The organism is Brevundimonas sp. FG128 (assembly GCF_057809775.1).
In genome coordinates this window covers 467879-492016 of sequence record NZ_JBMDKP010000001.1, presented here as the reverse complement: position 1 = coordinate 492016, position 24138 = coordinate 467879, and the positions used below count along the sequence as shown (strand labels likewise).

25 protein-coding genes are annotated in these 24138 nt (G+C 67.8%); 13 read left to right on the top strand and 12 right to left on the bottom strand.

Annotated elements, in window-relative coordinates; genetic code table 11:
• Position 1: 1 nt before the first annotated feature.
• Positions 2-724 (bottom strand): hypothetical protein, encoded by a 723-nt coding sequence (locus ACODSC_RS02460; RefSeq protein WP_488811502.1) that lies wholly within the window; start codon positions 722-724, stop codon positions 2-4.
• A gap of 109 nt (positions 725-833) precedes the next feature.
• On the opposite strand from ACODSC_RS02460, the gene ACODSC_RS02455 reads away from it, so the two are divergent.
• Together ACODSC_RS02455 and ACODSC_RS02450 are read left to right on the top strand one after the other, a co-directional pair.
• The gene (locus ACODSC_RS02455; RefSeq protein WP_488811500.1) at positions 834-1439 is read left to right on the top strand and encodes an LOG family protein; all 606 of its coding nucleotides are present in this window, start codon (positions 834-836) and stop codon (positions 1437-1439) included.
• A 97-nt stretch (positions 1440-1536) separates the two neighbouring features.
• Positions 1537-1830, top strand: a complete 294-nt coding sequence (locus ACODSC_RS02450; RefSeq protein ID WP_488811498.1) for a DUF8200 family protein — start codon at positions 1537-1539, stop codon at positions 1828-1830.
• Positions 1831-1846: 16 nt separating this feature from the next.
• Here ACODSC_RS02450 and gltX read toward each other — a convergent pair whose 3' ends face one another.
• The 3 genes from gltX to ACODSC_RS02435 all read right to left on the bottom strand — a co-directional run bounded on the left by gltX (position 1847) and on the right by ACODSC_RS02435 (position 4527).
• Positions 1847-3181 (bottom strand): glutamate--tRNA ligase, encoded by a 1335-nt coding sequence (gltX, locus tag ACODSC_RS02445; protein WP_488811496.1) that lies wholly within the window; start codon positions 3179-3181, stop codon positions 1847-1849.
• Between the two features lie 308 nt (positions 3182-3489).
• Positions 3490-3924: an RNA polymerase-binding protein DksA gene (gene dksA / locus ACODSC_RS02440; RefSeq protein ID WP_488811494.1), complete on the bottom strand. Its 435-nt coding sequence runs from the start codon at positions 3922-3924 to the stop codon at positions 3490-3492.
• Positions 3925-4101: 177 nt separating this feature from the next.
• Positions 4102-4527, bottom strand: coding sequence for a flagellar assembly protein FliX (locus ACODSC_RS02435; RefSeq protein ID WP_488811492.1), 426 nt, complete (start codon positions 4525-4527; stop codon positions 4102-4104).
• Between the two features lie 184 nt (positions 4528-4711).
• Here ACODSC_RS02435 and ACODSC_RS02430 point away from each other — a divergent pair, with 184 nt between their 5' ends.
• From ACODSC_RS02430 to ACODSC_RS02415, 4 genes are read left to right on the top strand one after another with little or no spacing between them, the layout of a single operon-like run.
• Entirely contained in the window at positions 4712-5833 is a 1122-nt protein-coding gene (locus tag ACODSC_RS02430) for a flagellar basal body P-ring protein FlgI (RefSeq protein WP_488811490.1), read from the top strand.
• Positions 5834-5835: 2 nt separating this feature from the next.
• Positions 5836-6138, top strand: a complete 303-nt coding sequence (locus ACODSC_RS02425; protein WP_488811488.1) for a rod-binding protein — start codon at positions 5836-5838, stop codon at positions 6136-6138.
• Positions 6135-6572, top strand: a complete 438-nt coding sequence (locus ACODSC_RS02420) for a flagellar basal-body protein FlbY (RefSeq protein WP_488811487.1) — start codon at positions 6135-6137, stop codon at positions 6570-6572. The genes ACODSC_RS02425 and ACODSC_RS02420 overlap by 4 nt, the downstream gene beginning before the upstream one ends.
• 45 nt (positions 6573-6617) lie before the next feature.
• Positions 6618-8195 (top strand): EAL domain-containing protein, encoded by a 1578-nt coding sequence (locus ACODSC_RS02415; RefSeq protein ID WP_488811485.1) that lies wholly within the window; start codon positions 6618-6620, stop codon positions 8193-8195.
• 4 nt (positions 8196-8199) lie between these two features.
• On the opposite strand, the gene ACODSC_RS02410 is transcribed toward ACODSC_RS02415, so the two are convergent.
• Positions 8200-9819 (bottom strand): ABC-F family ATP-binding cassette domain-containing protein, encoded by a 1620-nt coding sequence (locus ACODSC_RS02410; RefSeq protein ID WP_488811483.1) that lies wholly within the window; start codon positions 9817-9819, stop codon positions 8200-8202.
• A 146-nt stretch (positions 9820-9965) separates the two neighbouring features.
• Here ACODSC_RS02410 and ACODSC_RS02405 point away from each other — a divergent pair, with 146 nt between their 5' ends.
• Positions 9966-10529 (top strand): group III truncated hemoglobin, encoded by a 564-nt coding sequence (locus ACODSC_RS02405; RefSeq protein WP_488811481.1) that lies wholly within the window; start codon positions 9966-9968, stop codon positions 10527-10529.
• 104 nt (positions 10530-10633) lie between these two features.
• The gene (uvrA, locus tag ACODSC_RS02400; RefSeq protein ID WP_488811479.1) at positions 10634-13579 is read left to right on the top strand and encodes an excinuclease ABC subunit UvrA; all 2946 of its coding nucleotides are present in this window, start codon (positions 10634-10636) and stop codon (positions 13577-13579) included.
• Here the strand turns inward: uvrA and ACODSC_RS02395 are convergent.
• From ACODSC_RS02395 to ACODSC_RS02380, 4 genes are read right to left on the bottom strand one after another with little or no spacing between them, the layout of a single operon-like run.
• The gene (locus ACODSC_RS02395) at positions 13576-14550 is read right to left on the bottom strand and encodes a CPBP family intramembrane glutamic endopeptidase (protein WP_488811477.1); all 975 of its coding nucleotides are present in this window, start codon (positions 14548-14550) and stop codon (positions 13576-13578) included. The genes uvrA and ACODSC_RS02395 overlap by 4 nt on opposite strands.
• Positions 14550-15431: a hypothetical protein gene (locus ACODSC_RS02390; protein WP_488811476.1), complete on the bottom strand. Its 882-nt coding sequence runs from the start codon at positions 15429-15431 to the stop codon at positions 14550-14552. The genes ACODSC_RS02395 and ACODSC_RS02390 overlap by 1 nt, the downstream gene beginning before the upstream one ends.
• Positions 15432-15461: 30 nt before the next feature.
• The gene (locus ACODSC_RS02385; RefSeq protein ID WP_488811474.1) at positions 15462-16376 is read right to left on the bottom strand and encodes a hypothetical protein; all 915 of its coding nucleotides are present in this window, start codon (positions 16374-16376) and stop codon (positions 15462-15464) included.
• Complete coding sequence (locus ACODSC_RS02380) at positions 16369-17214, bottom strand: hypothetical protein (protein WP_488811472.1); 846 nt, start codon at positions 17212-17214, stop codon at positions 16369-16371. Before ACODSC_RS02380 ends, ACODSC_RS02385 begins: the two co-directional genes overlap by 8 nt.
• 33 nt (positions 17215-17247) lie before the next feature.
• Between ACODSC_RS02380 and trmFO the strand changes: the two genes are divergently transcribed.
• On the top strand, positions 17248-18651 hold the full coding sequence (trmFO, locus tag ACODSC_RS02375; RefSeq protein ID WP_488811470.1) for a methylenetetrahydrofolate--tRNA-(uracil(54)-C(5))-methyltransferase (FADH(2)-oxidizing) TrmFO: 1404 nt from the start codon (positions 17248-17250) through the stop codon (positions 18649-18651).
• A gap of 168 nt (positions 18652-18819) precedes the next feature.
• Here the strand turns inward: trmFO and ACODSC_RS02370 are convergent, their stop codons facing one another.
• Complete coding sequence (locus ACODSC_RS02370) at positions 18820-19473, bottom strand: squalene/phytoene synthase family protein (RefSeq protein WP_488811468.1); 654 nt, start codon at positions 19471-19473, stop codon at positions 18820-18822.
• Positions 19463-20479: a polyprenyl synthetase family protein gene (locus tag ACODSC_RS02365; RefSeq protein ID WP_488811466.1), complete on the bottom strand. Its 1017-nt coding sequence runs from the start codon at positions 20477-20479 to the stop codon at positions 19463-19465. The genes ACODSC_RS02370 and ACODSC_RS02365 overlap by 11 nt, the downstream gene beginning before the upstream one ends.
• 122 nt (positions 20480-20601) lie before the next feature.
• Here ACODSC_RS02365 and ACODSC_RS02360 point away from each other — a divergent pair, with 122 nt between their 5' ends.
• The 4 genes from ACODSC_RS02360 to ACODSC_RS02345 all read left to right on the top strand — a co-directional run bounded on the left by ACODSC_RS02360 (position 20602) and on the right by ACODSC_RS02345 (position 23331).
• Complete coding sequence (locus ACODSC_RS02360; protein WP_488811464.1) at positions 20602-21360, top strand: tRNA1(Val) (adenine(37)-N6)-methyltransferase; 759 nt, start codon at positions 20602-20604, stop codon at positions 21358-21360.
• A 77-nt stretch (positions 21361-21437) separates the two neighbouring features.
• Positions 21438-21911, top strand: coding sequence for a hypothetical protein (locus tag ACODSC_RS02355; RefSeq protein WP_488811462.1), 474 nt, complete (start codon positions 21438-21440; stop codon positions 21909-21911).
• Positions 21912-23021 (top strand): tRNA guanosine(34) transglycosylase Tgt, encoded by a 1110-nt coding sequence (gene tgt / locus ACODSC_RS02350; RefSeq protein WP_488811460.1) that lies wholly within the window; start codon positions 21912-21914, stop codon positions 23019-23021.
• A 1-nt stretch (position 23022) separates the two neighbouring features.
• Positions 23023-23331, top strand: a complete 309-nt coding sequence (locus ACODSC_RS02345; RefSeq protein WP_488811458.1) for a hypothetical protein — start codon at positions 23023-23025, stop codon at positions 23329-23331.
• Positions 23332-23552: 221 nt separating this feature from the next.
• On the opposite strand, the gene ACODSC_RS02340 is transcribed toward ACODSC_RS02345, so the two are convergent.
• On the bottom strand, positions 23553-24110 hold the full coding sequence (locus ACODSC_RS02340) for a hypothetical protein (RefSeq protein WP_488811456.1): 558 nt from the start codon (positions 24108-24110) through the stop codon (positions 23553-23555).
• Between the last annotated feature and the right edge of the window lie 28 nt (positions 24111-24138).

The window sequence follows — 24138 nt, the reverse complement described above, 5'->3', positions numbered from 1 at the left end:
TCTAGTCTGGCAGCCACGTCGCCTGGCGGCCATCAGGCGCCACGGGCCAACTGATGCGCCATCCTTGACCTGCGCGCTCGATGAGAAAGCCTGGTGCGCCGCCTGCGCCGGGATAGTCGAAGCTTCGTCCGTTCACGGTGATCGTCGTCGCGCCCATTGGTCCCGCCATGGCGCGCCACCCCCCTCGCCCCGTCGGGGCCGCCGTCGCGCGGACACCATTGATGGTCACCACAGGCGCGGTGCCCCCGATGCGGCCGGACGCCACCAGGCTCGCCCCGTCGGAATCCACTGCGTCCAGCGCACCCGTGCCGTTCAGCCGGATTGTCGGCTGACCGGCGGCGATCAGCACCACCGGCCCGGCCCCGCCCTGGATCACCACAAGGGTCTCGGGCGAGACGGCGGCGTCTTCGCCGACCTGCACCTCGGGCGTCAGTCGGACATCGCCGCTCAGGGGGGGCAGTCGAAGCTCGAACCGGCCGGCGGCGTCCGCGCTGGCGGCCACGGCGGCGGTGTCGGCGGCGCGGAGCACGACGCGCGCATTCGGTCCCGCCGCCCCGCGAACGACCAGCACGGCGCCGTCGCGCATCACGCCGTCGATATGGGGCGGCTGGACCCAAGGCGAAGTCTCGTCCGCGCCAGCCGGGCCGGCGGCTCCGACCTGCTGATCGGAGCAGGCGGCGGCCGTTAGGACCGCGACACACGCGACGATCATCCGACGTTTCATCCTGCGCCTCGACAATATAGGACTGGCGACCCAGCGGCTCGAGACTGTGTTAGCTCGAGCGCCGTCGGTTTGGCCATGGCCAGCCGATATTCGTTTTGTCCGAGGCCCCATGTCCCTGCCCCCCGTTTCATTCCTTCCCTTCGACGGGCCGTCCGTCTGCCTGTTCTGCGGCTCTTCCGACCGCGCCGACCCGGCCTATACCGAGGCGGCCCGCGCGTTCGGCAAGGCGACGGCCCAGGCCGGCTGGCGTCTGGTCTATGGCGGCGGCGGCGTCGGCCTGATGGGCGCCTCGGCGCGGGGCGCGCACGAGGCGGGCGGGCGCGTCGTCGGCATCATGCCGGCCTTCCTGCGCAGCCGCGAACGCCTGTTCGACGAGGTCGAGACCGTGGTCGTCACCTCGATGCACGAGCGCAAACAGCTGATGTACGATCAGTCCGACGCCTTCGTCGTCGCGCCCGGCGGCATCGGCACCCTGGAAGAGGTCGTCGAACTGCTGTCGTGGAAGCGGCTGGACCTGCATCACAAGCCGGTCGTCTTCCTGAACCTCAACGGCTTCTGGGACGGCTTCTTCGCCCTGATGCGCCACAGCGTGGAGGAAGGCATGACGCCCGCCTCCTTCTTGGACGCCTGGACCGTGGCCGCCAGCGTCGAAGAGGCGATGGTTCAGATCCAGGCCGGCGACGCCACGCCTCAGTTGCAACATGATCATCGGTAAGTGAACGTCGCTAACGTATCTCTATTGACAGTTTTCAAACAAAACTGACATTGGCGTTCGACGGCATGACGCCGTTCTTCAGCTTCGGAGACTTCCCATGCGCGCCCTGCTCGCCGCCGCCTGCCTGTTCGTCGCCGCCCCGGCCTTCGCCCAGGCCCCGGCCGGCACCAGCCTGACCCTGGCGGACGCCGCCAAGGCGCCTGCCCGCGCCACCATCATCGACGGCGCCCGCTGGTCCTGCGAAAGCGCGACCTGCACCGCTTCGGGCGGCACGGAACAGCCAGCCACGCGCGCCTGCCGTCGCGTGGTTCAGAAGTTCGGTCCCGTGACCGCCTTCTCCTACAAGGGCGTGGAACTGAGCGCCGAAGAACTGGCCGTCTGCAACGCCTGATCCCGGTCGAGGCGGTTTAGGCCGCCTCGCCTCTCAGACGCCGCTGTATCGTCTCGCGACCGATCAGCGGCGCCATGGCCGCCATGTCCGGCCCATGCGGCTGGCCCGTCAGCGCCAGACGCAGCGGCATGAACAGGGCCTTGCCCTTGGCGCCCGTCTCGGCCTTGACGGCCGAGGTCCACGCCGACCAAGCGTTCTCGTCGATCACGTCCGGCAATAGACGCAGCGCCGTCTCGATGAAGGCGGCGTCTTCGATCACCGGCTGGACCGGCCCTTGAACGATCTTCGCCATTTCAGCGACATCGGCGAACTTGGTAAGGTTGCCGCGCACCACAGACCAGAAAGTCTCGCCCAGATCGGCGCCCAGCGCCTGAAGCCGCGGCTGAGCCGTCGCATAGTCCATCACATGCAGGGCCTGGGCGTTCAGCCGATCCAGATCCGCCGTGTCGTAACGCGCCGGCGACCGGCCCATCTTGGAGAAGGCGAAGCTTGCGCCCAAGGCCTCGACCGAGGCGCCGACTTCCAGCGGATCGGATGTGCCGATGCGGCCCAGGTGGCTGGTAATGGCGATGGGCTCGTAGCCCTGGTCGCGCATGTCGCTGATCGACAGGGATCCCAGACGCTTGGACAGGGCCGCGCCGTCGGCGCCGACCAGCAGCGGCATGTGGGCGAAACCCGGAACCGTCGCGCCCAACGCCTCGAAGATCTCGATCTGAGCGCCGGTGTTGGTGACGTGGTCCTCGCCCCGGATGATGTGGGTGATGGCCATGTCGATGTCGTCCACGACCGACGGCAGGGTGTAGAGGAACAGGCCGTCCTCGCGGATCAACACCGGGTCTGACATGGAGGCCGTATCGACCTCGGCATGACCGCGCGCCAGGTCTTCCCAGGCGACGCGCTTGCCATCCAGCTTGAAGCGCCAGTGCGGACGACGGCCCTCGGCCTCGTAGGCGGCCTTCTGGTCTTCGGTCAGTTCCAGCGCGGCGCGGTCGTAGACCGGCGGCAGACCGCGCGACAGTTGCACCTTGCGGCGCCGGTCCAGTTCGTCGGCCGTCTCATAGGCGGGGTACAGCCGGCCCGAAGCCTTCAGCTTGGCGGCGGCCTCCTCATAGCGGTCGAACCGCTTGGACTGGTTGTAACGCTCGTCCCACAGCATCCCCAGCCAGGTCAGATCGTCCTCGATCCCCTGTTCGAACTCGGGTGTGGAGCGCGCCAGGTCGGTGTCGTCGATCCGCAACACGAACGACCCGCCCTGCCCCTTGGCGAACATCCAGTTCACCAGGGCGGTGCGGACATTGCCGACGTGCAGCTTACCCGTGGGCGACGGGGCGAAACGGACCTTGACGGACATACGATAGCGACCTTGAAAGCGAGGCGGCTAGGTCGCCCCGCAACCCGGCGAAGTCAAGCAGTCTGGCGAACTGAACGCCTTTCGAGTAGGCTAAGTCTATGCCTCGCTGGCCCAACCCAAATCCGCTTACATTTCGGACCCGGCGGTCTGCGCCAGCATCAGGCGTATAGCACAGTCAGAGGGTGTCAGCATGACAGCCTTGATCAAGACGTTGCTCGAGGAGCGCGAAGCGCATTCACCGAGAACGCAAGCCCCGCGAGACAGCTGACTTGCTGTGACGCAGGCTTCAGAAGGCCCAACTTAGGCCGTCAGTCGTCGCGGTGGACGCGTTCGCGGCGTTCGTGGCGTTCCTGGGCTTCGACCGACAGGGTCGCGGTCGGACGGGCTTCCAGGCGCCCCAGGCCGATCGGTTCGCCGGTGTCCTCGCAATAGCCGTAGGAACCATCCTCGATCCGGCGCAGGGCGTCGTCGATCTTTGAGATCAACTTGCGCTGGCGGTCACGGGTGCGAAGCTCCAGCGCCCGGTCGGATTCCGAAGAAGCGCGATCCACCAGATCAGGGTGGTTTTCGGTTTCCGCCTTCAGATTGACGACCGTGCCCTTGGACTCGCGAAGGATGTCGTCCTTCCAGTCCAGAAGCTTCTTCTTGAAGTAGGCAAGCTGCCGTTCGCTCATGAACGGCTCGTCGTCCGACGGTCGATACGGGCCGGATTCGTCGGACACAACGGACGCCAAAGCGTTCATCGATCTCACGCTCTCTATCACGCCCCCCTGTGGCGCAAGGGCCGTATAGTCAGCCTGTCGAGTCGCGGCAACGCGCTTCTCGATTCCGTGATCCAAATCGTGCGACGCGAGGGGTCAGAGTGACAATTCTCACTCACCCAAGAAGCTTAGCCGCCTGAGATTAGAAGATTTTTCGGCTTACTCGCCTTTTCGGCGCATTTCCGCCTTGGCCAGTTCGACCGAGGCTCTCAGGTCGATCTGATCCAGAACGGCGTTCAAGCCTGCGTCGCCGTCGTCAGTGCGCTCCTCGCGGAATGTCCGTGCAAGCTGCTCCAGCGTGGCCTCGTCGGCGTTGCCTGTCAGCAGCGCCAGTTTCAGCTCGTCCAGCCGGTCCAGCAGGCCGCCGCCCCGTCGCATCGCACGGCGACGCTTCTCGAGCGGCCCCTCGATCTCCTGCAGCGCCATAAGGGCCGAGACGTCAGACACGCCGCTGGCGGCGGTGCTGGCGGGGGTGGCCGCCGCAGAGGCGGGCGCAGCCGCCTGCCCCAGCGAAAAGCCGCTGGCGGATCGCGTCGCACGCGTATTGCTGGGCGTGGTGACGCCGTTAGGCCCGACAACCTTCATGCGTAGGTGCTCCGCGTCATGGACCTATGGATGGCGCTTGGCGGTGACTGTTTGGTTAACGTCCCGGCAGATTCTGCCGCCACCTAGCCCGGCGAATGGCCGCCATCGTTGAATTCACATCGTTAATTCACAGGCACGATCTTCGCAAGGATAGACGCGTAACGCTGCGTGGACGTCTGAACCGATGCAAAATTTGCTTGCCCGCCTCGTCGCTCCCCTGGCCGCGACGCTCGCCGTCGCCGCCCTGGCGACCCCGGCGCTGGCCCAATCGCAATCCCGCATCAAGGACATCGTCGCCGTCGAGGGCGTGCGCGGCAACCAACTGGTCGGCTACGGCATGGTCATGGGGCTGAACGGCACGGGCGACAGCCTGCGCAACTGCCCCTTCACCCGCCAGTCGCTGGAAGGCATGACCGAGCGGCTGGGCGTCAACATCCGCGGGGCCAACGCCAACACCAAGAACATGGCGGCCGTCATGGTCACCGCCGACCTGCCCGCCTTCGCCACGCCCGGCTCGCGGGTCGATGTGTCGGTCGCCTCCATGTGCGACGCCAAGAGCCTGCTGGGCGGTTCGCTGGTCGTGACCAGCCTTCAGGGCGCGGATGGCCAGGTCTATGCGGTGGCGCAAGGCTCGGTGCAGACCGGGGCCGTCTCGGCCTCGGGCGGGTCCGGCTCCTCGGTCACACGCGGCGTTCCGACCGCCGGCCGCATCGCCTCGGGCGCCGTGGTCGAACGCGAGACCGGCTTCCAGATGGCCAATATGAACGAGGTGCGCCTGAACCTGCGCAACCCCGACTTCACCACCGCCCAGCGCGTCGCCGCCGTGGTGAACGCCGCCTATCCCGGATCGGCGCTGGCCGAGAACGGCACCGTCGTCGCCCTGCGCGCACCGGGACAGTTGGGCATGGCCGGCTTCATCAGCCGCATCGAGAACCTGCCGGTCAGCGTGGACACCCCCGCCAAGGTCATCATCGACGAGGTCAACGGCGTCATCGTCATGGGCGACGCCGTGCGTATCTCGCGCGTCGCTATCGCCCAGGGCAACCTGACCATTTCGGTGGACGAACAGCCCTTCGTCAGCCAGCCCGCGCCGTTCAGCCAGGGCCAGACCGCCGTCGTTCCCTCCAGCCAGGTCAGCGTCGAAGAGGACCTGGGCACCCAGATGCGGATGGTCGGCGGCGGGGCGAACCTGTCCACCCTGGTCAACGGCCTGAACGCCCTGGGCGTCAGCCCGCGCGACATGATCAGCATCCTTCAGGCCATCAAGGCCGCGGGCGCCCTTCAGGCCGACATTGAGGTGATGTGAGCATGAGCGACCTGACCGCCTCCGCCGATCTGCTCCGTCCCGTGGACGCCGCGCCCACGCCGGCGAACCGCGACAAGATCAAGGAAACCGCCCAGGCCTTCGAGGCCACCTTCATCTCGCAGATGCTGAAACCGATGTTCGAAGGCTTGTCCACGGACGGCCTGTTCGGCGGCGGCCAGGCCGAGGCGACGTGGCGCAGCTTCATGCTGGACGAAATGGCCAACACCACCGTCAAGGCCGGCGGCGTCGGCCTGAGCGACACGGTCATGTCCGAAATGATCAAGATGCAGGAGGGGCGCCGATGAGCGATTCCGAACTGGCCCAGGCGCGGGTGCGTCAACTGATCGAACTGACGCGACGCCTGACCGACCGCCTCGCCGATGAGACCCAGTCCTTTTCCGAGGGCCGTCCTCAGGACGTCGCCGTCAGCCTGGCCGAGACGCAGGAGATGGCCAATCTCTATCGTCGCGACTCCGCCCACGTGAAGGCCAACCCCGGCCTGCTGCGCGACGCCCCGCTGAACGATCGCGAGACCCTGAGGGAGGCGACCCAGACCTTCGAAGCCGTGCTGAGCCGTCACGGGCGCGCCGTCGACGCCGCCCGCCAGATCTCCGAGGGCCTGGTCCGCGCCATCGCTGAAGAGGTCACGGCCGCCCGCACCCCGGCCTCCGCCTACGCCGCCGACGGCCGCGCGGCCCAGGGCGACGGCCGCGCCGTGGCCTTCAATCGAACCGCCTGATCGGCATTGCCTAATTTTTAAGCGAAGACGTGTCAGAACGTCTTCATGACGCTGACCGTTCGTCTTCTTGGCCTGGCTTTCGCATCCGCCGACACGCTGGTCGAGGTGGATCCGAAAGGCGTCGTCTCCTTCGCCATCGGCGCGGGCGCGGTCTCGGGCGAGGACGCGGGCGCGACCTGGACCGGCAGGCCGCTGATCGATCTGCTGCACGAAGGGGCCTCGACCCTGTCGTCATTGCGCAACATGAAGCCGGGCTCACGCATCCCCGCGACCTCCATTCTCGTCTCCGCCGGCCCGGACAGGGTGCGGCGCGCCTCGTTCCGCGCCTTCATCCTGCCGCAGATGGCGCCGGCCGTGTCCTGCGCCATCTCCTACGAGGGCCCGGCCTTCGCCCTGGCCGACCTGGCTATCCGCCCCCTGCTGGAGCCGGAAGATTTCCTGGCGGACGCCGGGCGGGTGCTGGACGCCAATCCCGACCTGGCGCTGTCCTTCATCGACGTCACGGGACTGGAGAACGTCAGCGACGAAGTCGCCGACCGCCTGAACCGCCGGATCGAGGCGACTCTGCAATCCGCCGCCGTCGAGGGATCGAGCGCGGCCCAGGTGACCGGCGTCCGCTTCGCCCTGCTGCGCCCCGCCAACGACCGCCGCGACATCGCCGCCGAGATCGTCGAGGCCGGCCGCGCCGAGGGCCTGTCGCTCGGCGCCGAAGCCTTCAGCTCGCCCGTGCCGCAAGGGTCGGACTCGCTGTGTGTGCTGCGCGCCATGCGGTTCGCCATCGAAGGCTGCCTGAAGGGCGACGGCCTGGCCAATCCGCAGATCGCCTTTGCGGATTCCCTGAAACGCACCTTCCGGGACGCCGAGACCTTCCGCAGCCTGGTCAAGTCGCGCGAGTTCCAGGTCCACTATCAGCCCATCGTCCAACTCACGACACGGGCCGTGCACCATTTTGAGGCCCTGACCCGCTTCAACGCCAACAGCGGGCCCGCCGACGCCATCCGCATGGCCGAGGAACTGGATCTAATCGAATCCTTCGATCTGGCCGTGGCGGAAAAGGTGCTGAAGCGGATGCGCCAGCCGGGCGCGGGTCTGTTGAAGATGGCCGTCAACGTCTCGGGCGCCTCTCTCGGCGACGACTCCTACGTCGAACAGTTGCTGCGCATGACCGCCGGCGCGCCCGAGGAACGCCGGCGCCTGATGGTCGAGGTCACCGAAACCTCCGCCCTGGCCAATATCGAGGCGGCCGACCGGCGCCTGGCAGCCCTGCGCGAAGCCGGCATCAAGGTCTGTATCGACGACTTCGGCGCCGGCGCCGCCGCCTTCGACTATCTGCGCAAACTGTCGGTCGACGCGGTCAAGATCGACGGTGCCATCGTGCGCGATATCGAGACCGACGCGCGTTCCAAGGCCATGCTGCACAGTATCGTCGAACTGTGTCGCTCGATGAAGCTGGAAACCATCGGCGAGATGATCGAGACCGACGGCGTCGCCAACGAAATGAAAACCGCCGGCGTCGATTACGGCCAAGGCTGGCTTTTCGGCCGCGCCGAGGCCGAACCTCGCACCCAACTCAGCAGCCCGTCGATGGTCCGCCGCAAGGGCGCCGTCGAGGCCTGGGGCTGACGGCTTAGGCCTTTCCCAGGACCATGGTGCGCGTAATGCCCAGCGCGTCCAGGAAGTCCGCGTCATGGCTGACCACGACCAGGGCGCCGTCATAGGCGTTCAGCGCCGCCTCCACCGCCGCGATCGAGTCCAGGTCCAGATGGTTCGTCGGCTCGTCCAGCACCAGCAGTTGCGGCGGCGTCGTCCCGGTCATGACGCAGGCCAGAGCCGCCCTCAACCGCTCGCCGCCGGACAGGTCCGCCACCCTGCGATGCGCCGTCGTATTGCGAAACAGAAACCGCGCCAGCGCCGCCTGCGCGTCATTGACCGAACCCTCGGGGTTCAGCCGCCGCCAGGCCTCGACCAGCGTCTCATCCGGCTTCAGAATCGCTGCCTCCTGATCCAGCAGAGCCGCCCTCACAGGGCGCTCCACGACCCCCGAGGTCGGAACGGTCTCGCCCGCGATCAACCGCAGCAGCGTCGTCTTGCCCGCCCCGTTCGGGCCGGTCACCGCCACACGCTCCGGCCCGACGATCTTCAGATCCAAGGGCCCGACGATGCGCCGGCCCTCTGGCGTGGCCCAGGACGCCTGGTCCATCGCCAGAACGGTCCGTCCTGACGACAGCCCGGTCGTCGGCATGGGGATCGACAGGGACCGGGTCCGCTCGACCCGCTCGCGCGCCGACGCCAGGGCCGCCTGCGCCGCCTCAGCCTGACGCGTCGCCAGCAGCCGGTCGCGCCCGCCGCTGTTCTCCGCCCGCTCGGCTCGTGCGCCCAGCAATATCTTCGGCATGTCGCCCTGGGCGGCCTTTCGGCGCCCGGCGGCGTCGCGCCTCGCCTTGGTTTCGGCCCGTCGCTGGGCCTCGGCCCCGATCCGCGACAGGTCGCGCTCGGCCCCGGCCAGATCGCGCGCCGCAGCCTCGCGTTCCGCCGCCCTGCGCTCGACATAGGCGTCGTAACCGCCGCCATAGACCGCCGCGCCAAGGCCCGACACCTCAAGAATCCGATCCATCCGGCGCAGCAGGCTTCGATCATGGCTGACCACCACGACCCCGCCGGCCCATCGACCGATCACCTCGGCGATCAGGGCCCGCGCCTCCGCATCCAGATGGTTTGTCGGCTCGTCCAGCAGGATCAGATCAGGCCGCGCCAACGACAACGCCGCCAAGCGCAATCGCGTCTGCTCGCCCCCGCTCAATGTGGTGGTCAATCGGTCGAGTCCCAGGCCGGGCAGGCCGACGCCCTCCAGCGCTTCCGCCAGTCGCGCCTCCAGGGTCCAGTCGGCCGCCTCCAGATCGGCGGCGGCGCCTTCGCCCGCCAGCACCCGGTCGATGATCGCCAGATCGTCGGCGACGCCCAGGGTTATGGCGACCGTCTCGTCCGGCGCCGGATCGTGCCGTTGGTCCAGCACGCCGACGCTTCCTGCACGCATGACCGATCCTTCCGCCGGGGCCAGCGTACCGGAAATCAGGCGCAGCAGCGTGCTCTTGCCCACGCCATTGCGACCGACGACGCCGGTTCGTTCAGGCCCGAACGTCAGGCTCAGATTGTCGAAGAGGGTGGCGCCGTCAGGCGTCCTAGCGGCGACCTTGTCGAGTGTCGCGAGTGCGGACGGGGACGCGTTTCGGCTTGGACTGATTGGCATTGAGGATCACGAGCAGCATGGCGGACAGGGCGGAACCGGTGGCCAATGCGATGATCATGATCGTCAAACCTTCTGCAAAACGCGTCAGAACAAGGAGGATGGGTCGTAATCCTGCAATGCGCAAGTCTGGCGTCGAACACGGCCGCGTGAGCGGTGGCGCACATGAGCCATCAGTCCTTGTGGCGGGTCTGCACCGAACCCGCTACGACCCGGCGATGGAAAGCCGTTTCCGCATCGAGGATCCCGCCGGCGCGGCCGCCCGCCGCGAGGCCGCCGTCCAGCGCCTGCGCGACGAGACCGGCATAGACGAGGCCATGATCGACGCCCTGGTCGAGGGTTTCTACGCCCGCGTCCGCGACGACGCCCTGATCGGGCCGATCTTCGCGGCCCGTATCAACGACTGGGCGCCGCATCTGGCGCAAATGAAACTGTTCTGGTCGTCGGTCGCCCTGTCTACCGGCGTCTATCAGGGCCGGCCGATGCCCAAACACCTGCCCCTGCCCGTCGACGCTCGCCACTTCGACCGCTGGCTGGCGCTGTTCGCAGAGACTGCCCGAGACCTGTGCCCGCCCGTCGCCGCCGCTCATGTCATCGAACGCGCCCGCCGCATCGCCGAAAGCCTGGAACTGGGGATCGCAACCGCCAATGGAGTGATCCTGGCCAAGGGCGAGCGGTTCGTGCGACCGACGCAGGCGTGGACGCCAGACTGAGGTCGCAATGTTCACACATTGTTCTTGCTTCAATCCTGCGATTCATCCCCATATAGCGATGTCGCGCCGGACCCGACCGGCCCTTCCCGCGTTCTCCGGACAGCATGACCGAAAAGCACAATTTCATCCGCGTTCGCGGCGCCCGCGAGCATAATCTCAAGGGCGTGGACCTCGATATCCCGCGCGAACAGCTGGTGGTGATGACCGGCCTGTCGGGCTCGGGCAAATCCTCCCTGGCGTTCGACACCATCTACGCCGAAGGCCAGCGTCGCTATGTGGAGAGCCTGTCGGCCTATGCCCGTCAGTTTCTGGAGCTGATGGGCAAGCCGGATGTGGATCTGATCGAGGGCCTGTCGCCGGCCATCTCTATCGAACAGAAGACAACGTCCAAGAACCCGCGCTCGACCGTCGGCACGGTGACGGAAATCCACGACTATATGCGCCTGCTGTGGGCGCGGGTCGGGGTGCCCTATTCGCCCGCCACCGGCCTGCCCATCGAAAGCCAGACCATCAGCCAGATGGTCGATAAGCTAGTCGCTCTGCCCGACGGCGAGCGCATCCTGCTGCTGGCGCCCGTCGTGCGCGGCCGCAAGGGCGAGTACAAGAAGGAGATCGCCGAATGGCAGCGCCAGGGCTTCCAGCGCCTGAAGATCGACGGTCAGTTCTACCCCATCGACGAAGCGCCGACGCTGGACAAGAAGTTCAAGCACGACATCGACATCGTCGTGGACCGGATCGTCACCAAGCCTGACCAGGAAGCCCGCTACGCCGACAGCCTGCAGACCGCGCTCGGTCTGGCCGACGGCATCGCCAACGCCGAATGGGCCAGCACGGCCGAGGGCGAGACCGCGCCGCGCAGCCTGCTGTTCTCGGAACGGTTCGCCTGTCCGGTGTCCGGATTCACGATCTCGGAGATCGAGCCGCGGCTGTTCTCGTTCAACAATCCGTTCGGCGCCTGCCCGGTCTGCGACGGCCTGGGGGTCAAGCTGGCCTTCGACGCCGATCTGGTGATCCCGGATCGCGACAAGACCCTGCACAAGGGGGCGGTCGCGCCGTGGGCGCGCGGGCCGTCGCCCCTCTACACCCAGACGCTGCAGTCGCTCAGCCGCCACTACGGCTTCTCGATGGACGTGGCCTGGCGCGAACTGCCGGCCCAGGCGCACAAGGCGATCCTGTATGGAACCGGCGCCGAGAAGATCAAATTCACCTATGACGACAACGCCCGCAAATACGAGGTCTCAAAGCCTTTCGAAGGCGTGCTGCCGAACCTGGAGCGGCGCTGGCGCGAGACCGACAGCGCCTGGGTGCGCGAGGAGCTGGCCCGCTATCAGTCCGAGACCCCGTGCGACGCCTGCCACGGCAAACGGCTGAAGCCCGAGGCCTTGGCGGTCAAGGTCGGGGGGCAGGACATCGCAGACGTCTCCACCCTGTCAATCAAGAAGGCCTATGACTGGGTCCAGGCCCTACCCGAAGCGCTCAGCGACAAGCAGATGGAGATCGGCCGGCGCATCCTGAAGGAGATCGGCGACCGGCTGCGGTTCCTCAACAACGTCGGCCTCGACTATCTGTCGCTGTCGCGCGCGTCCGGCACCCTGTCGGGGGGCGAGAGCCAACGCATCCGCCTGGCGTCGCAGATCGGCTCGGGCCTGACCGGCGTCCTCTATGTGCTGGACGAGCCCTCCATCGGCCTGCACCAACGCGACAACACCCGCCTGCTGGAAAGCCTGAAGGGGCTGCGTGACCTCGGCAACTCGGTCTTGGTCGTCGAGCATGACGAGGAAGCCATCCTGACCGCCGACTATGTCATCGACATGGGCCCGGCCGCCGGCATTCACGGCGGCGAGGTCTGCGCCGAGGGCACGCCGGCCCAGGTCATGGCCAATCCCAAATCCCTGACCGGCAAGTATCTGACCGGCGAGCGCGAGATCGAAATCCCCGTCGATGGCCGCCGTCCCATCGACCGCAAGCGGATGCTGAAGATCAGCGGCGCCAGCGGCAACAATCTGAAGAGCGTCACCGGCGAGATCCCCGTCGGCGTCTTCACCTGCATCACCGGCGTGTCGGGCGGCGGCAAGTCGACCTTCACCATCGAGACCCTGTACAAGGCCGCAGCCCGTCGCCTGAACAATGCGTCCGAAGCGCCTGCCCCCTTCGACCGGATCGAGGGGCTGGAGCATTTCGACAAGGTCATCGACATCGACCAGTCGCCTATCGGCCGCACCCCGCGCTCGAACCCGGCGACCTACACCGGCGCCTTTGGCCCCATCCGCGACTGGTACGCCGGCCTGCCGGAATCCAAGGCCCGCGGTTACGGCCCCGGCCGGTTCAGCTTCAACGTCAAGGGCGGCCGCTGCGAGGCCTGCCAGGGCGACGGCGTCATCAAGATCGAGATGCACTTCCTGCCCGACGTCTATGTCACCTGCGACGTCTGCAAGGGCAAACGCTACAATCGCGAGACGCTGGAGATCGTGTTCAAGGGCAAGTCCATCTCGGACGTGCTGGACATGACCGTCGAGGAGGCCGCGACTTTCTTCAAGGCCGTGCCGCCGATCCGCGACAAGATGCTGACGCTGGAACGGGTGGGCCTGGGCTACGTCAAGGTGGGCCAGCCGGCGACGACCCTGTCGGGCGGCGAGGCCCAGCGGGTCAAGCTGTCCAAGGAGCTGTCGAAACGGGCGACAGGCCGCACCCTCTACATCCTCGACGAACCGACCACCGGCCTGCATTTCGAGGACACCCGCAAACTGCTGGAAGTGCTGCAAGAGCTGGTCGAGGCCGGCAACACCATTGTGGTGATCGAGCACAATCTCGATGTCATCAAGGTGGCGGATTACCTGCTGGACTTCGGTCCCGAAGGCGGTGACGGCGGCGGCGAGATCGTCGCGGTCGGCACGCCGGAACAGGTGGCCGACAACAAAGCCAGTTGGACCGGCAAATACCTCAAGGAGGTGCTGGACCGGCACGAAACCCGGCGCAAGACGCGGGTCGCAGCCCTGGGCGGATCGGTCGGCGAACCGGCGAAGAAGAAGCGGGCGAAGGCGTCGGCTTAGACCGGCGTCGTCTCCACTGCTTGGGTCATCGGCGTGGGGACTTCGGCGATCACGCCGTGATCCTGGCTGCGCCAACGCAGGGCGATCACCAGCGAGGCGGTCACGAGGACGGCTGTGGTGACGACGCTGCCCTCTGGCCCGAAGGCGGCGCCGGTCAGCCACCAGGCGGCCTCGGGACGGGTGGTCAGATCCACGACCAGCGGCTTGGTCTCGATGACCTGACCCGAAACCTGCAGACCGAAGCCGAGGCCCAACAGCCAGTTCCAGGCGGCGTGCCAGCCGCAGACGCCCCACAGCGAACCCTCGCGGGCGGCGTAAAAGCCGATCATCACGCCGAACAGCACGACATTGGCCACGCCCACGACCAGTTCTGGGGACGGCTTGATGTTGGCGGCGTGAAGCAGGCCGAACAGCGCCGAGCTCAGGCCGATGCCCCAACCCAGACCGTGGCGCGACGTGATGACCTGCATAAGCCAGCCGCGCGTGACGATCTCCTCCGTCGAGCCCTGGACGATGAAGCCCAGCAGCAGGACAAGGATCGGTCCCAGCGCCGCCAGGACGGCGGCGAAGGACGGCACGGCGAAGGCCCCGCCCGCCTCGATCCGGTAACCGCCCAGGGCCGCGATCACGCCGACGACCACCAGCAGGAAACCAAGTCCGATCCCGTAGCCACGCAGGAACCGTTTCCAGCCCGCCCCGGCGAAGCCGATGGACCTGGGGCTGCGGCGCTCGAACAGCCAGACCCAGGCGAACACCAGAAGGGCGATGACGGCGAAGCCGAACAGCGTATAGGCCGTACCGGTCCAGCCGACGGCGTCGCCTTCGGGCGAAAGGAGACCCAGCAGCAATCCCGGCACGCCGCTGATGGTCTGGCCCAGGGCGATGAAAACGACCGCCAGCACAAGCGCCGCCGCCGTCCATGTCCGCCGATGCTTCGGCGCGCGCGGCGTATAGAGTTCGATGCCGGCCATCAGCGCGCCCTCAGCGCCAGCCATGCCGCCGAGAAGGGCGCATAGAGGACGGCCAGTTGAAGGGCCGACAGGAAGGCGTTGACGGTCGACGACACCAGGATGGCCGGCCACGCCTGGGTCAGGATTTCGATCGTGCCCAGACCCGAGAAGCGCGACAGGCTTTCGACCCCGCCCGTCGCCAGGTCGGTCGCCGCGCTGATCACCATGCCCAGGATGCTGACGATCATGGCCATGACGACGGCGATCACGGCCATGCCGAGCAGCGGCCAGAACCTGCCCTTTGTGGCGGCGAAGGATTCGAACACAGTGATCTTGCGACGATCGACCGTCATCGGAACCGCCAGGCTGAGCTTGATCGCCAGCCAGATGGTCAGGGCCAGGACTACGAATACCAGCAGGACGCCCAGCAGGATCAGCAAGGGCTGGCCCATAGCCGCGCCGGCGCCGATGGCCGCGCTGGCCAGGGCCAAGCCGACCCCCGACGCCAGACCGAGGCCGAGGCTGACGATCACGCTGACGACCAACACCCGGACCTCGTCCATGCCCAGGCGCAGATAGCCCCAGCGGGTCTCATCCGGCCGCAGCACAGAACGCGCCACGGCGGCGCTCAGCACCGCGCCGATCAGCAGGCCGAGCGGGACCAGCCAGCTGAAGATCTGCACATAGATCGCGCCCAACGCCTGAAGGTCGGCCATCGACGGCTCGGACGACGCCTGCAGGGTTTCCGCCGCGGCCATTATCTGGGCCCACTGGCCGGCGCCCAGGCCGAACATGACGACGTACATCAGCAGATAGACCAGGCCCCAGGCCAGGGCGACCATGGGGCGTCTGCGAACGACCCTGAACCCTTCGAAGGCCGCGTCGGTGGCGGAAAAACTCATGTCGAACTCCGGATCAGATTCGAAGGCAGACTAGCGCATCCCGACGGCGGCGTCCTGCGGCACGCCATCCAGCAACTGACGGCAGGCCGAGGCGAAGGGCGCGTTCAGCAAGGTCATCACGGCGCCGAAGATGAAGCCGCCTGGCAGCAACAGCAGTCCCGCCGCCGCCCACAGCACCGGCGCGGACGGGAACAGCTCGCCCAGGGTCGCCGGGGCGGACACCGCCTGCAAATGGGCGATCACTCCGCCCGCGAGCAGAACCACGATGACCAGGAAGGCCAGCACGAAATAGATCAGGAGGTAGATCAGCCAGGTGCAGACCAGCAGGCCCAGCAGGCGCAGGGTCCGGCCCTTGCCCAGGTTCCAGCCCTCGACAAAGGCCAGGCGTTGCAGGATCAGGGTGGCCGGCGCGATCAGCGACAGCCGGGCCATGGCCACGGCCACGGCGACGATCAGACCCAGGACCAGCAGCGCGCCCAGAAGGACCGCCGCCCCCTCGCTGGCCTGCCACAGCAGGGCCACGACCAACGAGCCGATCAGCACCAGGACGATGACCGCCAGATAGGTCCCGACGACCAGGGCCAGCGCCACCAGTCCCAGCCGGACCTCGTCCATCCCGACCCGGAGGAAGAAATATCGCTCGGGCCGGCCGATCATCAGCGTCGCGCGCAGGGCGGCGGCCCAGACGATCAGTGTCAGCGCCAGTTGGCCCAGGTTCAGCAGCATGGAGACGCCCTGCATGGCCATGATCCGCCCCATGACCTCCGGCGACGGCTCGGCGGCGTGATCCAGCGGAATGTTGGCCAGGGCGCCGAAGATCAACAACAGAGCCGCCAGTGCGAAGACCATGGCGATGAACCCCCAGACGAAGACCGTCAGGGGATGACGCCGGATCACGCGGACAGGCGCGGCAAGGGCCTCGCCGATGGAGAAGGTCTCAGCCATGTTTGGTCTCCAGCGGCGTCCAGGGTTCGAGACGGCGATAGGCCGCACCCAGATATGCCATCGTCACCGGCGCCTGCACCACATTGAGCACGACCGCCCAGGCGATCCAGCCCGCAATGCCCGGCAACAGTCCAGCGGCGCCCAGAGCGATCAGGACCCAAGTCGGGATCGCCGTGACCGCCAGGCCGACCGTCAGGGCCCCCAGGGCGCCGCGCGTGACCGCCATACTGTTCAAGGACACCATATGCCCCCGCCCAACCGTGGCCGGCGCGAACAGCGACAGCCGCACCAGCAGGGCGACGACGGCGAACAGGGCGAATGCGGTCGCCAGCGCCAGCAGGACAAGTTTCCACGCCGGCCCCACGGCGGCCCAGTCGCGCAGCCGGATCGCCTCGGCGTCCAGACCCGCCCCGCCGAACAGCGCCAGCAGCGCCAGGGCTGCGACCGACAGGATCATGGCCATGAAGACCGCGCACAACAGGACCGCGCCCAGCAGGCGAAGTTCCGTCCGTTTCATCTGAAGCCCCGCCGGCCCCAGACCCAGACGCCGCGTCGCACCCCGATCCTGACCGACGGCGATCCGCGCCAGTGCGCCCGACAGGACGAGGCCGGCGACCACCGCCGCGCCGCCCCAGATCCAGGCCGCCAAGCCCTGTCCGACAAACGGACGCAGGCTCCAGACGATCACGCCCAGCAGGATGGCGCCCCAGGCCTCAGCCCAGCCGCGCGCCAGACCGGCGGGCGTCGCGCGCAGGGCCTCGCCCGTCCTCAATCGCCCCTCTCGCCCCGTCACCTCAGCTCGCCCCTCGATTCCGGCGCGGATATAGCAGGGGACCATGACACCGCGCCAGCCAGTGGCTAGAAGGCCGCGATGAACGCTTCTTCGTCTACGTCTTTTCCCTCTCCCGTCCATGTCATCGGCGGCGGCCTAGCCGGCTCCGAGGCCGCCTGGCAGATCGCCCAGGCCGGCGTGCCCGTGATCCTGCACGAGATGCGCGGCGTGCCCGGCGTGAAGACCGACGCCCACCAGACCGACGGCCTGGCCGAACTGGTCTGCTCCAATTCCTTCCGGTCGGACGATTGGGAATACAATGCGGTCGGCCTGCTGCACGCCGAGATGCGGGCGCTGGATTCGATCATCATGGCCTGCGGCGACGTCAACCAGGTGCCGGCGGGCGGCGCCCTGGCGGTAGACCGCGACGCCTTCTCCGACGCTGTGACCGCGAAACTGTCGGCCCATCCGCTGGTCACCGTCGTGCGCGAGGAGATCGCCGGCCTGCCGCCGCAGGAGTGGGACAATGTCATCGTCGCCACCGGCCCCCTGACCTCGCCCGCCTTGGCCGAGGCCATCCTGAAGGCGACCGGCGAGGAAAGCCTCAGCTTCTTCGACGCCATCGCCCCCATCGTCCACGCCGACTCGATCGACTTCGACATCGCCTGGCGTCAGTCGCGCTATGACAAGGAAGGCCCCGGCGGAGACGCCGCCGCCTACGTCAACTGCCCGATGGACAAGCCCCAGTACGAGGCCTTCATCGACGCCCTGGTGAACGGGCCCAAGGCCGAGTTCAAGGACTGGGAGCACGTGCCCTATTTCGACGGCTGCCTGCCCATCGAGGTCATGGCCGAGCGCGGCCGCGAGACCCTGCGCCACGGCCCGATGAAGCCCGTCGGCCTGACCAATCCGCGCGATCCGCAAGTCAAATCCTACGCCATCGTACAACTGCGCCAGGACAATGCGCTGGGCACCCTGTTCAACATGGTCGGCTTCCAGACCAAGCTGAAGCACGGGGTTCAGGCGGAGACATTCCGCATGATCCCCGGCCTGCAGAACGCCCAGTTCGCGCGTTTGGGCGGCCTGCATCGCAACACCTATCTGAACAGCCCGCAGTTGCTGGACAAGCAGCTGCGGCTCAAAGCCATGCCCCGCCTGCGTTTCGCCGGTCAGGTGACCGGGGTCGAGGGCTATGTCGAGAGCGCCGCCATGGGCCTGCTGACCGGCCGCCTCGCCGCTGCTCAAGCCTTGGGCCGCGACCTGGCCCCGCCGCCGCCAGAGACCGCCATGGGCGCCCTGGTCGAACACATCACCGGCGGACATCTGGAAGGCTCGAAGTTCCAGCCGATGAACATCAACTACGGCCTGCTGCCCCCGCTGGAGGCGCCCAAGGTCGATGAAGAGGGCAAACGCATCCACCCGAAGGAACGCGGCCGGGCGAAGAAGCGACTGATGAGCATCCGGGCGATGGAGAGCCTGAAGGCGTGGCGGGACGCGGGGTGAAGACGCAGGCCTGAGCGGGACTCGGTCCCTCACTCGCCACTCCCGTCATCCTAGGCCTTGTGCCTAGGATCCATACGCTCGGTTTGAGAGCGGGGGCCCTGCTGCCGGCGCCGGGAGTCTGGATCCTAGGCACAAGGCCTAGGATGACGTCGGTGTAGAAGGCGCGAGCTAGATTCGCCCGCCAAGGCTGGCCCAGATCAGTCGCAGGCGTTTTATCGGTTCCGGCTCGTCGACAGCCGTCAGCGCGGCGGAGGCCACGGCCGGAAACGCCACAGCCGGCAAGCCCTTCAACGCCGCGTTCGCCGCCTTTCGGGCCGCCCTCGCCTCTTCCGTCCGTCCCACCTGACCTAGCCCCCGCACCCGTCCCGCCTCGACCACCTTTTCCGCATGGCCCGGCCCGGCCAGCACCTTGACCGCCGTCTGCATCGGGCCGACGTAGAAGGCGTCGAGGGCGTGGGGCTCGCCGTGGACGCGGCCGATGTGGGCCTCGATCAGGGCGTCGAAGGGGGCGCGATCCAAACCGTGGCGGACGACGAGGTCGGTCAGGGCCTCCAGCACCGGATGGCCCTTGCGGGGGACGCCGGCGAAGACGCCGTCCATCTGTTCGGCCCACCAGGTGTAGCGCATCTCGGCCAGCAGGGGCTGGGTGACGCGCGTGGGGATCGCCATCAGCTCGGCCTCGAAGGCGTAGAGCGTGATCAGGTCGGCGCGAGCGCGGTCGTCGGCGACCAGGCGGCTGGACAGCCAACGATCGATGTCGGCGGCGCGGACCTGGGCGTCGAGGGTGTCGACGACCGGCGCCGGGTCGGATTCAGGCGGCACGCGAAACGGCGAAATCGGCGAGGTCTTCCAGGGCCGTGCGCCAGTCCGACGCCGGCAGGACAGAAAGGGCGGCCTTGGCCTGATCGGCATAGTCGCCGGCGAGGTCCAGCGTCGCGCCGATGGCGCCGGACCCGACGACCAGTTCGCGGGCGCGGGCGAAATCCTCGGGCGTGCGCTCGCCCTTGGTCACGGTCCGCTCCCAGAAGGCGTCCTCGCGGCCCCCGGTGCGGGCCACAGCCAAAAGCAGCGGCAGGGTGGCCTTGCCCTCGTTGAAGTCGTCGCCGGCGTTCTTGCCCAGTGCCTCGGCCGTCGCGCCGTAATCCAGGGCGTCGTCGGCCAGCTGGAAGGCGATGCCCAGGGCCATGCCGTAGTCGCGCAAGGCCTGCGTCGCGGCCGCATCGGCGCCGGCCCCGACCGCGCCCGCCTCGGCGGCGGCGGCGAACAGTTCGGCGGTCTTGGCCGACACGATCTGAAGATAGGTGGCCTGGTCCAGGTTCAGGTCGTGGGCGCGCGTCAGTTGGAGCACCTCGCCTTCGGAAATGACCCGCGAGGCTTCGGCCAGGATGCCCAAGGCCCGCATCGAATCGGTCTCGACCATCAGTTCGAAGGCGCGGGCGAACAGAAAGTCGCCGACGAGCACACTGGTGGGCGCGCCCCAGATCAGGTGGGCGGCGACCTTGCCGCGACGCAGTTCCGACGCATCGACGATGTCGTCATGCAGCAGGGTGGCGGTGTGGATGAACTCGACGGCCGCAGCCAGTTTGCGCGGCGCGGCGATGTCGTCCGTCGCGCCCGTGGCGCGTGCGGCGGCGACGGTCATCAAGGGGCGCAGACGCTTGCCGCCCGCCGACACCAGATGTTCGGCCAGTTTGGGGATGATCGGCACGTCCGACTGCATCCGGTCCAGGATCAGGGCGTCGACGGCGGCCATGTCGATCTCGGCCAGCCGGACAAGGGCGTTGACGTCCCCCTTCGGGCGGGGAGAGGCGGCGATGGCGACGTCCAAAGGGATACTCTTTCACTGGCGCGGCGGTCCGCGTCGAAGGATTTAGCGGACGGGCTGGCTTGCCCCGGCGCACTGCGGCGCACAATGATGTTCGCCCCCTTGAGGGTCAAGGAGATTGAGGCTTGGACGCGGTCGAAACCCTGCCGACGGACACCGTCGAGAACGGGCTGCTGAACGGTCGGGTGCGGCTGCGTCAACCCGCGCGCGGCTATCGCGCCGGCATGGATGCGGCCCTGCTGGCGGCGGCGGTTCCGGCCGAAGCGGGCCAGCGGGTCATCGAGGCCGGTTGCGGCGCGGGGGCCGTCCTGATGCAGATCGCGGCCCGGCGGCAGGGCGTGGGCCTGACCGGGCTGGAGCGCGATCCGGCCATGGCGGCGCTGGCGGTTCAGAACGCCGCGGTGAACGGCGTCGAGGCGCGCACGACCGTTCGCCAGGGCGACGTGGCGAACGGCTTTCGGGCGCTGGAGATGGAGCCGGCCGACTGGGCGGTGTCCAATCCGCCCTTCTTTGACGACGCACAGGCTCTGCGCGCCCCGGCGGAGGGCAAGCGCGGGGCGTGGATGGCCGACGACGGGCTGGAGGCCTGGACCGGCTTTCTGCTGAAGGCGGTGAAGGAAGGTGGGCGGATCGTGGTCATTCACCGGGCGGATCGGCTGGCGGACCTGTTGGCCCTGCTGGGCGAGAAGGCGGGGTCGTTCGCGGTGCGACCTGTCCATCCCTTCGCCGACGAGCCGGCGAAACGGGTGCTGGTCCATGCGATCAAGACCGGGCGGGCGCCGCTGCGTCTGCTGCCACCGCTGGTGCTGCACGAGCGCGGGGGCGGCAAGCACACAGATCAGGCCGAGGCGATCCTGCGGGGCGAGGCGGCGCTGGAGTGGTGATTTGGCGCGGCGCGGACGGTGGTCAATCGGCGACAGACCTCTTAAATGCCGCCTCCTGACGAAAACGAGCGCGATCCGTGTCACTCGACGACCTTCCGCATGACCTACAGGATGGCCTGATCGCCGTCGGCGAGGCCGCGCGCGATCTGCGCGAGCCGTGGTGGATCTTCGGCGGGGCGGCGATGGCCCTGTATGGCCTGCCCGACATCCATGTGCCCGACATCGACGTGCTGTGTGCGCCGCGCGACGCCCGCGCCCTGTTGACCGCGCTGGATGGTCATGTCGTGCCCGATCCGGGCGAAGGCCTGTTCCGCTCGACCGTCTTCGGCCGCGCCCCGGACCAGCCGATCCTGGTCGAGGTCATGGCCGATCTGGAGACCCGTGATGGGGCCGAATGGCGGCCGGTCGTCTTTACTTCGCGGCGTCGGGTGTTCATCGACGACGTCCCGCTGTTCGTGCCCGACATCCAAGACCATATCGCCCTGTACCGCCTGTTCGGCCGCCCCAAGGATCTGGCGCGGGTCGAACAGCTTGAACGACTGATCGCCTGAATGCCCTTCCCCTTCGACATTTCCGCCACCGAGGGCCGCGCCCGCACCGGCGTGCTGAAGACCGCGCGCGGCGACATCCGCACCCCCGCCTTCATGCCTGTGGGCACCGCCGCGACGGTCAAGGCCATGACGGTGGATCAGGTCAAGGCGACCGGCGCCGACATCATTCTGGGCAACACCTATCACCTGATGCTGCGCCCCGGCCCCGAGCGGATGGAGCGTATGGGCGGCCTGCACAAATTCATGGGCTGGGACAAGCCGATCCTGACCGACAGCGGCGGGTTTCAGGTCATGTCCCTGGCCGGCATTTCGAAGGTGAAAGAGGAGGCTGTGACCTTCTCCAGCCACATCGACGGCTCCAAACACGTGCTGACGCCCGAACGCTCGATCGAGATCCAGGCCGACCGGATCGGCGCCGACATCTCCATGCAACTGGACCAGTGCGTCGCCTATCCCGCCGAGAAGGATGCGGCCAAGAAGGCGATGGAGCTGTCGATCCGCTGGGGCGCCCGCTCCAAGGCCCGGTTCGGCGAGCGCGAGACCCAGGCCCTGTTCGGCATTCAGCAGGGTTCGACCTTCGAAGACCTGCGTCGCCAGTCGTCGGACCAGCTTCAGGAGATCGGCTTCGACGGCTACGCCATCGGCGGCCTGGCCGTCGGCGAAGGCCACCAGGCCATGTGCGAGGTGCTGGACTATGCGCCCGAGTTCCTGCCCGCCGACCGGCCGCGCTATCTGATGGGGGTCGGCAAGCCGGTCGATCTGGTCGAGGCGGTGTGGCGCGGCGTGGACATGTTCGACTGCGTCCTGCCGACGCGCGCGGGCCGCCACGGCCAGGCCTGGACCTGGGACGGTCCGCTGAACCTGAAGAACGCTCGCTTCGCCGAGGATCAGGACCCGCTGGACCCGACCATCGAAGGGCCGTCGTCACAGTATTCGAAGGCCTATCTGCACCACCTGATCCGCGCCGACGAGATCCTCGGCAAGGTGCTGCTGAGCTGGCACAATATCGCCTTCTACCAGGCCCTGACGGCCGCCATGCGCGCGGCGATCGCGGAGGGCCGGTTCGAAGCCTTCCGCCGCGATTTCCACGCGCGCCACACGTCGAACTGACATGCGCATCGAGAAGTCAGGCTTCCACGCCTACAGCACCTATCTGGAGGAGCCGCCCCGTCCGGACGGCAACGAGACCGCGCTGCACCGGCACGTCATCATCATTGGCGGCGACAAATATTCCTTCTTCGCCCACTGGTCCGGCAAGTTCGCGCACAAGGGCGAGCGCATCTCCTTCGACTGGGACTGGGACCGGACCGGAGAGTTCCGGAATATCGAGAAGGCGTCGTTTGAGGCCTTCGCCAAGGACGGCACGGTCCAGATCAGGGGCGACCGGCGCGACAAGCGCCGGCCAGCCGGCAGACGTTAGATCTCGTTGGTCGTGGGTCGAACGGTTAGCGACCACGCCCCTCCCCGCACACCGTCATCCTAGGGCTTGTCCCTAGGATCCAGACTCCCGGTTTCAACGATGGGGCACTCTACGGACACACCGGGCGTATGGATCCTCGCCACAAGGGCGAGGATGACGGAGTGTGGGGAACTAGCGTGCAGACGCGACCTGAAGGGCGCGAGGCGAACGAAGTGGCGGTTCTACCGCTTCGGCCGGAACCAGCTCGGCGCCGCCGGCGGGGCGCAGTTCCGCTGCATCCCCATGCCCTTCAGGAAGGCGCGGCGCATCCGGCCGGACTGGATGGCGGACTGGACATGGCGGCTGTGCTGCTCGGCCCCGCTGAGACGGCGGATCCAGCTGCGGCCGGGGATGAAGTCGGTGGTGGTGTCGCGGATGGCGTTCAGCGCCGCCTTGGCCGCCGCATCGGCCGCCCGCTCGCTGGCGAATGAGCCGTCCTGGCTAGGCGGCTCGTCGGTGTCGGGCCCCAGGGCTTCGTCCAGCCGCGCCACTTCTGCGGCTATGGTCGTGCAACGGTTCAGGTTTCGCTGATCGTAGGGATTGGCCTCGGCCTGCAACAGCACCGTGGGGATGGTCTCGCGGCGCAGGTTGAAATCCTCCAGCGGCGCCGTGGCCGCCGCGCCGAACCCGGCGCCGACCTGCTCCATGCCGCCCATGGCCGAGCGGCCGGCGTTGCAGCCCGCCAAGGTCGTCGCAGCCACGGTGGCCGCCGTCAGGCCCAGAAGAATGTTCTGTCTCATCGAACCCTTAGAGCATCCGCAAGCGGCG

Excerpts from the sequence above, each read along its gene's own strand:
- ACODSC_RS02380 (WP_488811472.1), bottom strand. The coding sequence starts at position 17,214 with ATGGTCCCCTGCTATATCCGCGCCGGAATCGAGGGGCGAGCTGAGGTG.
- ACODSC_RS02385 (WP_488811474.1), bottom strand. The coding sequence starts at position 16,376 with ATGGCTGAGACCTTCTCCATCGGCGAGGCCCTTGCCGCGCCTGTCCGC.
- ACODSC_RS02340 (WP_488811456.1), bottom strand. The coding sequence starts at position 24,110 with ATGAGACAGAACATTCTTCTGGGCCTGACGGCGGCCACCGTGGCTGCG.
- ACODSC_RS02425 (WP_488811488.1), top strand. The coding sequence starts at position 5,836 with ATGAGCGACCTGACCGCCTCCGCCGATCTGCTCCGTCCCGTGGACGCC.
- dksA (WP_488811494.1), bottom strand. The coding sequence starts at position 3,924 with ATGAACGCTTTGGCGTCCGTTGTGTCCGACGAATCCGGCCCGTATCGA.
- ACODSC_RS02395 (WP_488811477.1), bottom strand. The coding sequence starts at position 14,550 with ATGGCCGGCATCGAACTCTATACGCCGCGCGCGCCGAAGCATCGGCGG.
- ACODSC_RS02415 (WP_488811485.1), top strand. The coding sequence starts at position 6,618 with ATGACGCTGACCGTTCGTCTTCTTGGCCTGGCTTTCGCATCCGCCGAC.
- gltX (WP_488811496.1), bottom strand. The coding sequence starts at position 3,181 with ATGTCCGTCAAGGTCCGTTTCGCCCCGTCGCCCACGGGTAAGCTGCAC.
- ACODSC_RS02390 (WP_488811476.1), bottom strand. The coding sequence starts at position 15,431 with ATGAGTTTTTCCGCCACCGACGCGGCCTTCGAAGGGTTCAGGGTCGTT.
- ACODSC_RS02460 (WP_488811502.1), bottom strand. The coding sequence starts at position 724 with ATGAAACGTCGGATGATCGTCGCGTGTGTCGCGGTCCTAACGGCCGCC.
- ACODSC_RS02455 (WP_488811500.1), top strand. The coding sequence starts at position 834 with ATGTCCCTGCCCCCCGTTTCATTCCTTCCCTTCGACGGGCCGTCCGTC.
- ACODSC_RS02345 (WP_488811458.1), top strand. The coding sequence starts at position 23,023 with ATGCGCATCGAGAAGTCAGGCTTCCACGCCTACAGCACCTATCTGGAG.
- ACODSC_RS02420 (WP_488811487.1), top strand. The coding sequence starts at position 6,135 with ATGAGCGATTCCGAACTGGCCCAGGCGCGGGTGCGTCAACTGATCGAA.
- tgt (WP_488811460.1), top strand. The coding sequence starts at position 21,912 with ATGCCCTTCCCCTTCGACATTTCCGCCACCGAGGGCCGCGCCCGCACC.
- ACODSC_RS02435 (WP_488811492.1), bottom strand. The coding sequence starts at position 4,527 with ATGAAGGTTGTCGGGCCTAACGGCGTCACCACGCCCAGCAATACGCGT.
- uvrA (WP_488811479.1), top strand. The coding sequence starts at position 10,634 with ATGACCGAAAAGCACAATTTCATCCGCGTTCGCGGCGCCCGCGAGCAT.
- ACODSC_RS02430 (WP_488811490.1), top strand. The coding sequence starts at position 4,712 with ATGCAAAATTTGCTTGCCCGCCTCGTCGCTCCCCTGGCCGCGACGCTC.
- ACODSC_RS02410 (WP_488811483.1), bottom strand. The coding sequence starts at position 9,819 with ATGCCAATCAGTCCAAGCCGAAACGCGTCCCCGTCCGCACTCGCGACA.
- ACODSC_RS02450 (WP_488811498.1), top strand. The coding sequence starts at position 1,537 with ATGCGCGCCCTGCTCGCCGCCGCCTGCCTGTTCGTCGCCGCCCCGGCC.
- trmFO (WP_488811470.1), top strand. The coding sequence starts at position 17,248 with ATGAACGCTTCTTCGTCTACGTCTTTTCCCTCTCCCGTCCATGTCATC.